Origin of the sequence: Roseivirga spongicola, assembly GCF_034376045.1 — a bacterium.
Lineage (GTDB): Bacteria > Bacteroidota > Bacteroidia > Cytophagales > Cyclobacteriaceae > Roseivirga > Roseivirga spongicola.
The window spans coordinates 1,275,943-1,289,185 of sequence record NZ_CP139724.1; the positions used below are offsets into that span (position 1 = coordinate 1,275,943).

Genomic DNA, 13,243 nt, shown 5'->3' on the forward strand with positions numbered 1-13,243 from the left:
TACATGAAAAAACTCACACTAACATTTCTGGCTTTATGCCTTTTATCTATTGCTTCCCAAGCACAGACTTACGACTTTCTAGGGTCTGAGCTTAAGCGAATGACAATAAATCGGAATATTCAAATAGACCCGATGAGTTTAGACGCCTACCTACACACTGGAGAGAAAGTGTCTAAAGGCGAGATAATGAACTATTTGATGATGGTTGAATACCAAGCCGCAATTTATTCGGACAGTAAAAACGACCCTAAGGCCATCATTTTCGAGAAAGCTTCTGAAGAAGCAAAGGCCATGAAGATTAAGCGTTTTGAGAATATGACTGGCAGCGACTTCATGCTCAACCAACAAGCAAATAATTTTGAGCTTCAGAACTTAGTAGGAAACTCAATAAACCTAGAAAGCTTAAAAGGTGAAGTGGTATTGCTCAACTTCTGGTTTGTCGGCTGCAAGCCATGTATAATGGAAATGCCCGAACTCAACGAGTTAGTAGAAGAATTTAAGCCAAAAGGAGTCAAATTTTTAGCCATTGGTTTAGACAATGTGGCAAGAGTAAATAAGTTCCTAGAGACACATGAATTCAATTACGAGCTACTTCCCAATGGCAGAAGGGTAGCCACAGATTATGGTATTTTCAGTTACCCTACACACCTGCTTATAAATGAAGAGGGCAAAGTAATATTTTCGCAAGTAGGTTACTTTCCTGGACTTAAATACGCCCTGAGAAAGCAGTTGAAAGATGCACTTAAGTAATAGGCCTATTTAAGCTTAACAACAATTTGGGTATCGCGCACATCTATAAGCTTACCCTTATGTTTACCAGTAAGAATTTCATAAACGCTTCTTTGTAGGTCTTTAGAAGCCAATTCTGAGAAGTGTACCTTAAAGGTTTTTCCAAACAAATTCTCCTTGGTATTGGAGTACCATCTGTCTTCTGATTTTGATTTGACGAGTTTTACCTTCATCGTACTCAATCTATGTTGAAAGATAAACTGGTAAGTTAAATTAAAGTTCAAGTACAGATGAACTGATTGTTACTATATGCCATTCAGGCACCTGAGTGCCCGCAGACCGGCAGCCTGTAACTTTCCTCACTAATGATCGTCTTTTTAGCATCAACAAACAAAAAGGTCACCATGAAAAAACTCAGTTTATTATTATGCCTACTGGCAATCAGCACATTAAGTCTGGCTCAGTCTAAAGTGAAGGAAAAAGACCTCATTGGTCAATGGCAAATGGTCATAGACATTGACCTGGATGAGGTAGAAGAGGAATTAGAAGACGAAAACTGGCTAGCCAGAAAAATAGCAGGCTCTGTCACCGGTTTGGTCAGTGATATTCTAGAAGAGATTGACATTCGGATGGACTTCAGAAGCAACGGAGAGGTAAAGATTATGGTAGAGGCATTCGGAGAAAGAGAAACAGAATATGCAGAGTGGGCAATTAGCAGAGACGGAGAATTAAGAATTTTTGATGAGGATAATCATCGCTGGAGCAACAGACATGTAAGCTTTGGTAATGACGATGATGTATGGCTTATGGATGATGGCCATATCGTTCAATTCGAAAGAGGTTCAAGAGGCCGAATGGAGCGTAAAGAAGTTTACCTAAAAAGAATAAATAGGTAATTACTTCACCATACAGGAGGATATCTTACAGGCTATTAGTTATGCTATTCCCCGTTAATCCAGGGAAACTCTAATAGCTCGCGAGATATCCTCTTTTACCTTACTTCAGTTGAAAAGTTCTGGAAATATTAAAGCCAAAGTGAATATCTCCATTGAAGAAATCGCCTGTGGTTTCTGCCAGAAAACCTTTCTCAATCATTGCCTGAGCATTGGTTAGCTGCAACTGAAACACATGCCCACCAGTTTCTATATCGAACCCAATCGCGATCACATTTTTAGATAGCGGATCTTTTCTCTGAAACTGATAGTAGTATTCTGCATTTAACGAAACACGTTTATTAAGCTTTATTCGGCCACCAATACCTGCTGCAAAAACATTGTTGCGCTCATCCGTTGGTTCTATAGCATTAAAGTGAATTAACGTTGGCATTACTTGCATAGAAAAAGCAGAACTGAACTTTCGGGCAATAAGCACCTGATGAGTATAAGCTATCTTTTGGCTAAACGTAAGCTCTTCAAACTCGCGCTGTCTTAGTGTTTTTATGGAAATTGATGACAGCAAAGTAGCCGACACTGGTACATTGCGCTTTCCGCTGGTCTGATGCACAAAAGCATACTTAAAGTATCCATCGAAAGTCTTTTCAAAAGAACTCCTACCTATTCCTAGGTTGATGTTGTCCGTTAGACCATAATCCAAGCCAAGCCTTACGTTAGATTGGTCTAAGCCAAAAAACTCATACGCTCCGCCATTTAACCTCCCAAAACGGTGCGAAATGATAAAGTCTAAATTGTTTCTATCTCTGGTTTCTACCGTGTGCCCATTAATAAGCCTGGTACCTTTAAAAATAGCTTCAACTTTAGTCTCAACCTCTTCGGTTTCTTCATCTAGAATAGCCAGTAGATCTTCTTGCGCCCAAATAGCAGAGGGCAACAGCAGCAATAGACAAAAAATGTATCTAGTCATTTCTCTGGAATTTAAAGTTGGCGGTTACTTCAACCTCTTTGGCAATATTATTTCTCACCAATTTTGGAATCTCTATGTCATAATCGGCCACCACTAGGTTGAATGTTGATTTAACGGTAATCTCTTTCTCACTCACATTGAACTGACAAAGCATTGTCAGATCCTTCGTAACTCCATGAAGGGTCATCTGACCCTGGATTTCCGTTTGAAAACTTCCAAGCTTAGCTAGCATTGAAGGGTCAGCAATTTGTCCAGAAAATGTAGCCTTAGGGTACTTATCAGACTCCATGTAGTTTTCATTGAAGTGCTCCTGCATTAAGGCTTTTTCGAACTTAAACCCTTTAATCAGAATGGAAACTGCTGCCTTTCCCGAAGGAATTTCAACAATACCTAAGGCCGAATTATTTGTTGCCTCAATATCTTCCATAGGGGCAGAAGAGTAGAAACTCACTGTTCCCGATCTGTCTATTAATCTAGACTGTGCTTTTGCGCTAGACTGAGCTAGCACAATGGCCATCGATAAAAGAAGTAGTTTTTTCATGTTCATTTAGTCTAGTATCACACATTCAGTTAGTACTACATCCAACAAGAGCCCAGTACAAACACCCTTTAATCTTACCAAATCTCCTGCCTTGGTTTCTAACTGCTCATTGGTGGTTAATTCTGCTCTTAGGCTCACCATATCAGTTCCTTTAATGGTTAAAATGGTCGGGTTTCCAACTTCTTGGCTCAATAAGACGCCTTCAACTTCAATCACCTTATCCAAATACTCATCGTTAGCCTTTACTTCATCCATTTCAAATGCAGCCGAAAGTGCTGTGGCTTGCAACACAAAATCAGAAGCTTTTTTAGAAGTGTCTTTTCCTGTTCTGTTGAACTCATATAGCCCATAGGCAATACCCGCGGCCACCAAAAGGCCAGCAACTATTAGTATCTTTTTCATAGCTACTGAATGGGTTAGTTGTCTAAGGCACCATCATTTACCCAACAGGCAATAGCCTCTATTTCAGCATCTGAGAGCCCTCCACCTGGCGGCATAGTTTTGGCTGAAGTTCTAGCCTTAATTCTATCAGCAAACTGCTGAATATTGGAGAAGGTAGATAAGTTTGGGCTTTGAGAACCAGCATGACAGCCACTGGTAGCACAGCTACTAGATATAATTTGGGCCACACTACTATTGAAGCTAATTCCGCTGAGCACGGTTACATTTTCTGAAGTTTCACAGTTGGAGGCATCTTTTGTAACTACTGTATAGCTACCAGCTTCTAACTGAGCAAAAGTGTTGTCAGACCCAAAGGCTCCGCCATTGATGCTGTAAGTATAGGGCTCTACTCCTCCCGTTGCCGTTATTACAATTTGGCCTTCAGCAGTTCCGCAGCCACTATCGGCAATATTGGTGCTCATGTTTACACCATCTTCATTAAGAATACTCACCTGTAGCGTAGATGTACACTCGTTGGCATCTTTAACGTTTACGGTGTAGTTGCCAGAAGTTAGGTTGGTAAACAAACCACCAGACTGAAAAGAACCGTTATTTAAGGAATACTGAAAAGGCCCCTCTCCACCATTTCCTTGTACTTCTAGGCTCCCATCTGCTTGGCCACAATGGGCATCTGATTTTGCAACCAAGTTTAGAATAAGCGTGCTGCTACTGCAATCAACAGCTGGCTCTAATACTGAAGATTCGCAGCTAATTCCTATTAGCAGCACTGTCAGTAAACCGATAATTGAATACGTTTTTTTCATATGCTTAAATTTTATGGACAACACGCTCCCAGTCGGCCCCTCTACCTTTCGATTTTTATATACGCACCAAAGTGCTGTTTAAGACTTAGCGTAAAAACCGATAAATAGCTAGGCTGAATTACTGAAGGTTAGTGTTCCTGTTATTACTCGCTTTTAGTTTTTAGAGAAAAGTTTATAGTTGAAGCCTACATTCACACCAGAAGACAGTAAGTCGACATTACCATGACCAACGGGCTGAATAGTAGTTTTAAAATACGGTTCAAAAATGAGAGATGAACGTTCAGACAACTGATGCGCATAGACAAATGAAATACCTACTGCTGCAGCTATGTGCTTGTTTTCATTTTTACCCTCCCAACCTGTAGACAGGCTCGGATCATACTCATCATAGAAATAGCTATACTTCTCTGTTAAAAACAGAAAAGAAGATAGCCCCAAGTTTGTCCAAACAGAACCCCTGTTCGTTTTGAACAATCGCATGCCAAAAGACACTGGTATCTCCAATACCAAGCACCTAGCATCTGTCAAATCTGGCTCCACACCAGACCTTGAATAGCCTAAGGATGGTGAATATTCACCCTTTCCAGCTGTATAAATTTTGTTATTCAATAAAAGTCCAAAACTCCATACACTCTTTTCTTTGGAGTGTCTATTGAACTGGAGGCCAACCGTTTGACCCAAACTGTTGAAGAGGTCTTTAGCATTGGTGCTGCTGAAGTCTGGAGCAACCAAAACTGTGGTAGACCAAAACGGATTGAATGTCTTTTCTTCCACCATAAGCGAATCACCTTTCGGAAGTTCAATCCAACCTTGCACTTGAGCAGGAGGAAAGTTCAACTCTAGTAAACTCAGTGGAGCTACTTCATAAAAAGAAAGGATTTTATTGCCAATTGGTGGAACCGTGAGTGTCTTTCCTTCTTGCGTGAACTCATCGTTGCCTGTATTCAACTTACTATTCTGTACCAAGCTGGAAGAATTGAATAGTTCTGTTTCCTCTTCTGGTTTAACTCTTTCTGCAAGCAATAACGCATTAGGTTTTGCTTCCTGTACTGCTTTCGACTGGGTTTCTAAATCCGCAACCGATTCCTGCTGCCCTAATTCATCCGTTTCAGTTATCACTGGCTCACCTTCCTCATTGACAGGCAGCTCTATTGGCGCTTTACTGGCAGGTAGGGTGTCTTGTACATGGCTTTTTTCAGCCACCTTGTGCCAATACCAACCTATTAAAAAGGTGAGTATAGGTATAAGAATGTAACCTATTCGTTTCCTAAACCTCAACCAAAATGGAATTTTAACCAATCCGGCATCATCAAGTTTATTCGCAAGAATATCCCACTGCTCTTCTTCAAATGGAAACTCCTTTTCACTCAAGCGATTCTTAAAGAATTTACCAATATCGTCTCTCTCTTCTTGCATCAGCTAATTTCAAAATAGACGTCTAAATAATGTTGCAGCTTTGCCTTTGCTCTTGCGTAGTTAGATTTGGAAGTACCCACCGAAATACCCAAAATCTCTGCAACTTCATCGTGCTGATAGCCCTCAATGGCTCTCAGATTAAACACAGCCCTGTATTGTGGAGGCAGTTTTCTTACCATCTCCAAAATTTCTTCATAGGCCATATTACCTTCAATAGTCTGTTCAGACCCTGGCTCAACCGACTCATCTAAAGGTGTTTCAAAAGCATATTTCTCTTTTTTCTTAAAGTGATCTATAGCTGTATTAATTAGTACTCTGGTAAACCATGGTTTAAATGGCCTCTGCCTATCGTATTTCTTAATTCTTTGAAACACTTTCATAAAACCATCATTCATTACCTCCTGAGCCTCTTCCTAAGAGTCGGTATACCTCATGCAAATACCCAAAGCATAACTGTATAGGGCCTTGTACAGATCTTTCTGCGAGGCTCTCTTCTGCTTTATGCAGCCTTCTATCAGTTGCTTAAGGTTCAACTTCTCTGGCATGAGGTGTTATTCTTTTGCCGTCCTTTATTTAGTAGTACCTAGCCTAGCGGAGAAATGGTTGCGTGGCTAGAAAGTTTTTATTAAAAATAACCTAAGTTATTATTATAGAGATGGTTATGTAATGAAAAAACCACTACGTGCTGAAAGCACCATATTTTTAGCAACTGAAAGTCGATTTGAATGGCTGACTTAGAAAATGTGCGATTGATGTCAATCAAAATTAGTACATCGTAAATTTCAGGAAGCTTTTTAGAAGCTAAAGCCAATTGCACCAAAGGGCACAGTTTTAACTCCTTACGCGACCAATAAAAAAGGGCATAAAAAAACCCTGACGAGTTCGTCAGGGTTTTTGTGCGCACGAGAAGATTCGAACTTCCACGCAACTGAATGCACCACCCCCTCAAGATGGCGTGTCTACCAATTCCACCACGTGCGCTTGGAAAGGTTGGCAAAAGTAAATAAGAATTCAGCTATTTCAAATAATTACAAGGAGCCTTTGCAAGATTCACCATTGCCTAAACCCTGCTTTTTTCTACTTTTAGCTAATCTCGCAATTCATGAACAAGGAAAGCACGAATAAACTTATTGGCCTCATCTTTATAGTAGTTGGTACTCTGGCTGTACTCGGCAACTTTGATTTAATACCATGGAGACTGAGACACTACCTTTTTCAGTGGGAAAATATTCTCATCCTTATTGGAGGTTTTCTAATTCTCTCAGACCAGAATAGAAAGGCTGGATTAGTTGTGCTGGTGATAGGGCTAATCTTTGTAATTGACGACTGGATGCGCGTAGATATTTCCATTTGGGAACTCTGGCCATTGATTTTTGTCTTTGCAGGAATTCATCTCATAAGAAGAACGGTACAAAAACCCGCGGCAGGAGAGCCTTACTCTGAGCAATCTACCGATGATGGAGACCGTGTGGAAGATATAGCGGTTTTTAGCGGAGGCGACAAAGTTGTTAATACTAAAAACTTTAAAGGAGGGTCTTTAACTGCTGTGTTTGGAGGCTCTAATATTGACCTTACTATGAGCGATATTCAGCAACCTTCAGCTGAAATTGAGATTTTCTACATGTTTGGTGGGTCGAAAATCAGGGTGCCCAAAGGTTGGCAAGTAGATATGAGGGTTACCAATATTTTTGGCGGAATGTCTGACAAGAGATTAATCACAGACACATTGGGAGATTCGCCAAAACGACTGGTAGTAAAAGGTCTAGTTATTTTCGGTGGGGCTGAAATTTCTAATTAGCGCTTTTCTAATCAGAATTGTTATCCTGTTGCATTGCTCTAATGATTACTTTTGACGCATCATGAGAAGAGCCTTTGCCTTTCTTTGATCATCTTTGCGGTAAGTTTGGCGCCCTGCACCGACTGTTATGGCGAAGATGTAATCAATGATCAAGAGCTGACCGCTCAGGCTCCAGTTGAAGATGCTCATGCCGATGATGTAGAAGAATGCTCCCCATTCTGCTGCGCCTGTTGCAACTTCACCATCTCACAAAAAGCGTTTAATGTAGACTTGGCTCATTCTACCAATTCAGCATATTTTTCTTCGGTTCTTCTTTCAGAACCAGTCAAACACAGCCGAGAAATCTGGCAACCCCCGCGAGCATAATTCTTGCAAATCTTTGACTGTCATACATCTCTACCTTAGCTGCGGTTTATTACCCTAGCCCTAAAGTATAGCTGAACTGTAAGGGAATAAAAGGGCTGCGTGAGGAAACTATATCTACTCATTAGCTCAGTCAGAGATTTGTCACGGTTCGTTTTTCAAGCGAATATTTCGGCCCAGTCAGGCCATTTTTAGCATTTAATAAAATTCACATGAACACTATAAAACTATTTATAGCCGTGTTTCTGCTGTCTTTTGGCAGTTTAGCACAGGCTCAAAACTCTATTACTTTTAAAATAACCGATGAAGAAACTGGTGAACCATTGATTGGTGCAACTGTCTACGCTTCGGCTACTATGGGCGCCATTGCCGACAATAATGGTTTAGCTACCATCAACAATATTGAGGAGGAAAGCATTACTGTTAAAATCTCTTTTGTGGGTTATGAAGCTATTAAAAGCACATATTCAATTCCATATCAAGGTAAAATGCCCATAGAAATTAAAATGGAGCATCACCATGAGGAAGTGGAAGAAATGGTAGTTACCGCTACCAGAACGAGTAGGAGCATTGAGGATATTCCTACAAGAATTGAGTTTTTAGGCGCTGAAGAACTGCAAGAAAAAGCCGTAATGAGATCGGCCAATATTGCCATGTTGCTTCGCGAAAGCACAGGTATTCAGATGCAGGTTACTTCACCAAGTTCGGCCAATCAGAGCATCAGAATTCAGGGTTTAGATGGTAGGTATACTCAGTTGATGAAAGACGGTTTTCCACTTTATGGTGGTTTTTCTGGCGGCTTGAGCATTATGCAGATTCCTCCTTTAGACCTGCGACAGGTGGAGGTAATTAAAGGAAGTAATTCTACACTATATGGAGGTGGAGCAATTGCCGGACTCGTTAACCTTGTAAGCATTCGACCTGAGGAAGAAGCCTTAACCAAAGTGATGGTAGACCAAACTTCGGCAGGAGGAACTACCTTAAACGCGTTCTACGCCTCTGCTGAAAACCGATGGTCATACACCCTTTTTGGTTCGGGACATAGACAAACCGCCTACGATGCCAATGATGATAACTTTTCTGATTTGCCAGAAACAAGGAGCATTACCCTTAACCCAACAATTTTCTTTAAGCCTTCAAAAACCGATGAATTTAGGTTAGCCCTTAATGGAACTTTTGAAGACAGATGGGGCGGAAACCTCAATGCTGTAGATGATAGAGAGCCAAACGCTCAGAACTATCTTCAAGAAAATGAATCGAGGAGAATGTCTTACCAATTGAGCTATACCAAAACTTAGGACGAAAACAGGAGGCTGACTCTAAAGAATAGCTTGCTTCATTTCGATAGAGGTATTCATCAATTTCAATATGGGTTCGATGGTGAACAAGTTGCTACTTTCAGTGAAGCCACTTACTCATTTGGGCAAGCAAAAAGCAGCTGGTTAGTAGGTATGAACATTTACTCTGACCGATTTAACGAGAGCCATGATAGCAACAGTGACAGAAGCTATGAGCAGTTTACGGCTGGTGTCTTCGTTCAGCAAAACACGCAGCTTTCTGAAGACTGGTCTTTGGAAACTGGCCTTAGGTTAGATCAAAGTAAAGACTATGGCTTGCAAACCTTACCAAGGCTTTCTGTAATGTATAAGGCGCATCCAAAACTGACTTTCAGAATGGGAGGCGGATTAGGCTATAAACTGCCTACCATCTTTACGGAAGAAACGGAAAGGCTTTCTTTTAGAGGCCTACAATCTTTCAACCTGAATAACTTAGATGCGGAACAGTCTTACGGTGGTAACTTTGACATTAACTATAAAACAGCCATTGGCGATGAATGGACATTTAGCCTCAATCAGTTATTTTACTACACTCAGTTAAACGACCCTGTGGTATTGACTGGCCCAACAGTTGGAGGTGCATATGCTTTTCAAAACGCAAATGGCGATTTAAGCTCTAAAGGTTTAGAGACTAACATGAAGCTGACTTACCAAGACTTTAAGCTGTTCCTGAATTATGCGCTTATCGATACTGAACTAGGGTATAATAATGAGCTCCAAAAACCATTAACCGCCAAACACAATATTGGAGCTGTGCTGGTTTACGAGGAACATGGAAAATGGAGAATTGGCTTGGAAAGCTACTATACAGGGAAGCAATTTAGAAGCGACTATACCGAAACAGATGATTACTGGATTGTAGGTTTTATGGCTTTGAGGAAGTTTAAGAACATTAGCCTCTACCTCAATTTTGAGAATTTCTCAGATACCAGACAGTCGAGATTTGAGAACATTAACCTTTCTAATGCCATCAACCCTGAAGCGCTAGAAGTTTGGGCTCCAATGGACGGATTCATTATGAATGGAGGAATTATTCTTGAGTTCTAGGTCAGTAGAACAGCTAGCAGAAAATCAGGTAGCCTAGCATATTTAGCCCACGATTTAAATCGTGGGCTAAATATTTTCACAGCAAACCTGTAGTGAGGTTGATTTGCATCTCACCTAAGAACCGAAAGAGTATCGGGGGAAGCATCCTATCGAGCTATACATGTTTTTCTGAATGGATAAGATTCTTCCCTTCGTTCAGAATGACTTACACGCTGAGGCATCGATCCCAACATTTTTTTGTAGTCTAGCGAGTGAAAGGCACTCGGTTTAGCAACCACCAAAACATCGGTCACAGTCATGCTGAGGCTCCGAAGTATCGGGGGAAGCATCTTATCGAGCTATACATGTCTTTCTGCATGGATAAGATTCTTCCCTTCGTTCAGAATGACTTAGACGTGAGACTTCTGGAAAAGAAGTTTAGCCAGTCAAGGTGTCTACACCTTGACAATTCGATCTCTATTCTAGTAATCGGTGAGGACACCGATTATGGCAGACGGTGAAAACACCAACTACAGCGAAATCAGAGGCCTCTAAGAGAGACTCTGATTGAGATAAGGATAGCAATTGTAGCAAATACAAAAATAGCCCACGGTTTATACCATGGGCTATTTCTAATAAGTATACTCTTTAAATAAGATCAGTAATTAGAAAATCAGTATATAAGAGGTGATTTTCCTGATTTATTGATCAACAGATTTCTGGTTACTCTACTCAGAGTTATTTCTTCCCTTTAAGGCTCATTGATTCCGCCATTTTCACGGCTTCATACGCATTGATGATTCCTCCAGAAACAGAAAGGTTAGAGAACTTCACTTCTTCGCCAGTACCTGGCTCGTTTACCTTTACTTCAACGCCTCTTACAGACTTCATAAGTATATCCTTAATCTGTTCTGCCTCAAGGTCTGGGAAGTAAGAAAGTAGCAATGCTGCAACACCAGCTGTTACTGGAGATGCCATACTTGTTCCTTGTGCATCTTGATACTCATTGCCAGGAGCTAAAGAATAAATAGCCACACCAGGAGCAAAAACGTCTACAGACTTCTTGCCATAGTTAGAGAAAACACCAACATAATTATTCTCGGAACCCCAAGAAGAAGCACCCACTTCTACCCAGTTAGGCCAATCTTTCTTTCTGCCGAATTTATCGTTAGGGAAGTTATTGGCTTCATCTATATTCTCTGCTGAATTACCTGCGGCATGTACCAATAGTACACCTTTTTTGGCTGCATACTCAATAGCATCATACACATACTGTGTATTTGGTGAATATCCTTTTCCAAAGCTCATGTTTATAACTTGAGCTCCATTATCTACTGCGTAGCGAATAGCATTGGCCACATCTTTATCTCTTTCGTCACCATCGGGCACAGCGCGGATGGCCATAATTTCTACATTGTTGGCTACACCATCAATACCCAGGTTATTCCCTCTTGTGGCAGCAATGATTCCCGCCACGTGAGTACCATGGAAGTTATCTGTGTTTTTACCTATTACATCGTTATTTCCATAACCGATATCGTCCATTCTATTCGGATCGTCACCAACTATTTCTCTAGGATTGAACTCTAGGTTGTAACTGAATTCAGCATCTTTCTTGATGTTCTCCATGTCTTGTTGCACAAAGTAGATGAGCGTATCTAAAGACAGAGAGTTGTCTGTCATGTTATAGATTTGAGTAAGCATTTGCTTACCTCTCATGATTACCTCATCGGTAGAGCTCACTTTGTTGATATCTTCTGAAGTAATCTCTTCATCTAAAAGGTAAGCCTCAAAAAGCTTGTTGTATCTGATAAGCTGAGATTGGATGTTCTCCATCATCATAGCCTGACCTTTAGCTTCATTATAAGTCTTCTCAAAAGAAGTTTGAATCTCCTTCCAATACTCATATTCTTCTTTGTCGGCCTTTTTTACATCAGATTCTGACACACCTTCATATTTAGGCTTTAACCTTTTGTATTCACGAGTGATTTCGAGAGTTTCCTTATCTACATTTCTACCGTCTTTTCCTCCAAGGAAGTTCCAGCCATGCACATCATCTATGTAACCGTTGTTATCATCGTCTATACCGTTACCAGGAATTTCATCTTCATTAGTCCAGACCACATCTTTGAGGTCTTCATGTTCAATGTCTATTCCAGAGTCGATAACAGCTACCAGTACTTTTTTACTTTCTTTCCCTTTCAGGTATTCATAGGCCTTTTCTGTACTAACCCCATTCACTGAATCTTTAACAGGGTCTAAGTTGAACCAGTTTTTTGGCGGAGGAGTATCTTGTGCGTTTAGTGCGAATGCTGCCAAAAATAGCAGCGCGAAAATCAACTTTTTCATATATCAATTATTCTTAAAATGCTTATGTGTCTTTCTACTTAAATCAACTCAATCTGCTAAAACAGGCGAAATTTGAACCGTTGCCTCTTGTGTTTGACATTGAGTGTTATTGCTTTTCAAACATACCAGTATTTGCGTTCTTCTCTACTCGGTTTGCCAGAAAAACCATTCCATTCATGGCAATAAACGTGCCTTCATGCATTAGGTTGAGTGCTCCAATAGCCACTCCAATGTTAAAAGCAGCATCTGAATTGGTAAATCTTTCAGGCAGAAATGCACCGGTTAATACAATGGCTTTTCCTGATATATTGTTCAGGAAAAGGGCTGTTTCTATCAACGTATCTGAACCGTGAGTGATTAATATTTTCTCTGCGGAGTGGTTCTCGAGATAGTTTTTGATTTCAGTTCTATCTTCTTGAGTTATTTCCTGAGAGTCCTTTCTAAAAAGACTCACGATTTCATATTCGAAACCGGGAAAAGCATTTTCCAAAATGCGTTTTGATGCCGGCTCGTTTATCTCGAAGGCATAGCCATTATTAGTCTTAGGATAATCCTTATCTATGGTTCCTCCAGTTTGAATAATCAGAATTTTCACGGGAGGAAGTTAAAAAGAAAGTTG

13 protein-coding genes, 1 tRNA gene and 1 pseudogene are annotated in these 13,243 nt (G+C 40.5%); 5 read left to right on the forward strand and 10 right to left on the reverse strand.

Translation table 11 applies throughout. The annotated features are described in order from the left end of the window. The first annotated feature begins 3 nt into the window (after positions 1 to 3). Positions 4 to 750 carry a peroxiredoxin family protein gene (locus T7867_RS05805; RefSeq protein WP_068216723.1) on the forward strand — a complete coding sequence of 249 codons (747 nt, stop codon included), beginning with the start codon at positions 4 to 6 and terminating at the stop codon, positions 748 to 750. Between the two features lie 5 nt (positions 751 to 755). Here the strand turns inward: T7867_RS05805 and T7867_RS05810 are convergent, their stop codons facing one another. Beyond that, positions 756 to 962 (reverse strand): hypothetical protein, encoded by a 207-nt coding sequence (locus T7867_RS05810; RefSeq protein WP_068216725.1) that lies wholly within the window; start codon positions 960 to 962, stop codon positions 756 to 758. 171 nt (positions 963 to 1,133) lie between these two features. Here T7867_RS05810 and T7867_RS05815 point away from each other — a divergent pair, with 171 nt between their 5' ends. After that, positions 1,134 to 1,625, forward strand: coding sequence for a hypothetical protein (locus T7867_RS05815; protein ID WP_068216727.1), 492 nt, complete (start codon positions 1,134 to 1,136; stop codon positions 1,623 to 1,625). Positions 1,626 to 1,725: 100 nt separating this feature from the next. On the opposite strand, the gene T7867_RS05820 is transcribed toward T7867_RS05815, so the two are convergent. From T7867_RS05820 to T7867_RS05850, 7 genes and pseudogenes are all read right to left on the reverse strand, one after another. Beyond that, positions 1,726 to 2,589 (reverse strand): DUF5777 family beta-barrel protein, encoded by an 864-nt coding sequence (locus T7867_RS05820; RefSeq protein WP_068216729.1) that lies wholly within the window; start codon positions 2,587 to 2,589, stop codon positions 1,726 to 1,728. Next, the gene (locus T7867_RS05825) at positions 2,582 to 3,130 is read right to left on the reverse strand and encodes a YceI family protein (RefSeq protein ID WP_157717517.1); all 549 of its coding nucleotides are present in this window, start codon (positions 3,128 to 3,130) and stop codon (positions 2,582 to 2,584) included. Before T7867_RS05825 ends, T7867_RS05820 begins: the two co-directional genes overlap by 8 nt. 6 nt (positions 3,131 to 3,136) lie before the next feature. Next, on the reverse strand, positions 3,137 to 3,532 hold the full coding sequence (locus T7867_RS05830; protein ID WP_068216734.1) for an OB-fold protein: 396 nt from the start codon (positions 3,530 to 3,532) through the stop codon (positions 3,137 to 3,139). A gap of 14 nt (positions 3,533 to 3,546) precedes the next feature. Beyond that, positions 3,547 to 4,335 carry a hypothetical protein gene (locus tag T7867_RS05835; protein WP_068216736.1) on the reverse strand — a complete coding sequence of 263 codons (789 nt, stop codon included), beginning with the start codon at positions 4,333 to 4,335 and terminating at the stop codon, positions 3,547 to 3,549. A 153-nt stretch (positions 4,336 to 4,488) separates the two neighbouring features. After that, positions 4,489 to 5,751: a hypothetical protein gene (locus T7867_RS05840; protein WP_068216738.1), complete on the reverse strand. Its 1,263-nt coding sequence runs from the start codon at positions 5,749 to 5,751 to the stop codon at positions 4,489 to 4,491. Continuing rightward, positions 5,751 to 6,149 (reverse strand): annotated as a pseudogene (locus tag T7867_RS05845) (RNA polymerase sigma factor); the annotation flags it as partial. The gene T7867_RS05840 and the pseudogene T7867_RS05845, both read right to left, overlap by 1 nt. Before the next feature lie 499 nt (positions 6,150 to 6,648). Beyond that, positions 6,649 to 6,732, reverse strand: a tRNA-Leu gene (locus T7867_RS05850). A 121-nt stretch (positions 6,733 to 6,853) separates the two neighbouring features. Between T7867_RS05850 and T7867_RS05855 the strand changes: the two genes are divergently transcribed. The 3 genes from T7867_RS05855 to T7867_RS05865 all read left to right on the forward strand — a co-directional run bounded on the left by T7867_RS05855 (position 6,854) and on the right by T7867_RS05865 (position 10,296). Further along, positions 6,854 to 7,549: a LiaI-LiaF-like domain-containing protein gene (locus T7867_RS05855; RefSeq protein ID WP_068216743.1), complete on the forward strand. Its 696-nt coding sequence runs from the start codon at positions 6,854 to 6,856 to the stop codon at positions 7,547 to 7,549. A 575-nt stretch (positions 7,550 to 8,124) separates the two neighbouring features. Beyond that, positions 8,125 to 9,210, forward strand: a complete 1,086-nt coding sequence (locus T7867_RS05860) for a TonB-dependent receptor (RefSeq protein ID WP_322299949.1) — start codon at positions 8,125 to 8,127, stop codon at positions 9,208 to 9,210. A gap of 33 nt (positions 9,211 to 9,243) precedes the next feature. Continuing rightward, complete coding sequence (locus T7867_RS05865) at positions 9,244 to 10,296, forward strand: TonB-dependent receptor plug domain-containing protein (RefSeq protein ID WP_322299950.1); 1,053 nt, start codon at positions 9,244 to 9,246, stop codon at positions 10,294 to 10,296. A gap of 717 nt (positions 10,297 to 11,013) precedes the next feature. Here the strand turns inward: T7867_RS05865 and T7867_RS05870 are convergent. Next, positions 11,014 to 12,624 carry a S8 family peptidase gene (locus tag T7867_RS05870; RefSeq protein ID WP_068216752.1) on the reverse strand — a complete coding sequence of 537 codons (1,611 nt, stop codon included), beginning with the start codon at positions 12,622 to 12,624 and terminating at the stop codon, positions 11,014 to 11,016. 106 nt (positions 12,625 to 12,730) lie between these two features. Then, positions 12,731 to 13,219: an asparaginase domain-containing protein gene (locus T7867_RS05875; protein ID WP_322299951.1), complete on the reverse strand. Its 489-nt coding sequence runs from the start codon at positions 13,217 to 13,219 to the stop codon at positions 12,731 to 12,733. Positions 13,220 to 13,243: the final 24 nt, after the last annotated feature.

Excerpts from the sequence above, each read along its gene's own strand:
- T7867_RS05870 (WP_068216752.1), bottom strand. The coding sequence starts at position 12,624 with ATGAAAAAGTTGATTTTCGCGCTGCTATTTTTGGCAGCATTCGCACTA.
- T7867_RS05855 (WP_068216743.1), top strand. The coding sequence starts at position 6,854 with ATGAACAAGGAAAGCACGAATAAACTTATTGGCCTCATCTTTATAGTA.
- T7867_RS05810 (WP_068216725.1), bottom strand. The coding sequence starts at position 962 with ATGAAGGTAAAACTCGTCAAATCAAAATCAGAAGACAGATGGTACTCC.
- T7867_RS05815 (WP_068216727.1), top strand. The coding sequence starts at position 1,134 with ATGAAAAAACTCAGTTTATTATTATGCCTACTGGCAATCAGCACATTA.
- T7867_RS05830 (WP_068216734.1), bottom strand. The coding sequence starts at position 3,532 with ATGAAAAAGATACTAATAGTTGCTGGCCTTTTGGTGGCCGCGGGTATT.
- T7867_RS05860 (WP_322299949.1), top strand. The coding sequence starts at position 8,125 with ATGAACACTATAAAACTATTTATAGCCGTGTTTCTGCTGTCTTTTGGC.
- T7867_RS05805 (WP_068216723.1), top strand. The coding sequence starts at position 4 with ATGAAAAAACTCACACTAACATTTCTGGCTTTATGCCTTTTATCTATT.
- T7867_RS05840 (WP_068216738.1), bottom strand. The coding sequence starts at position 5,751 with ATGCAAGAAGAGAGAGACGATATTGGTAAATTCTTTAAGAATCGCTTG.
- T7867_RS05835 (WP_068216736.1), bottom strand. The coding sequence starts at position 4,335 with ATGAAAAAAACGTATTCAATTATCGGTTTACTGACAGTGCTGCTAATA.
- T7867_RS05820 (WP_068216729.1), bottom strand. The coding sequence starts at position 2,589 with ATGACTAGATACATTTTTTGTCTATTGCTGCTGTTGCCCTCTGCTATT.
- T7867_RS05825 (WP_157717517.1), bottom strand. The coding sequence starts at position 3,130 with ATGAAAAAACTACTTCTTTTATCGATGGCCATTGTGCTAGCTCAGTCT.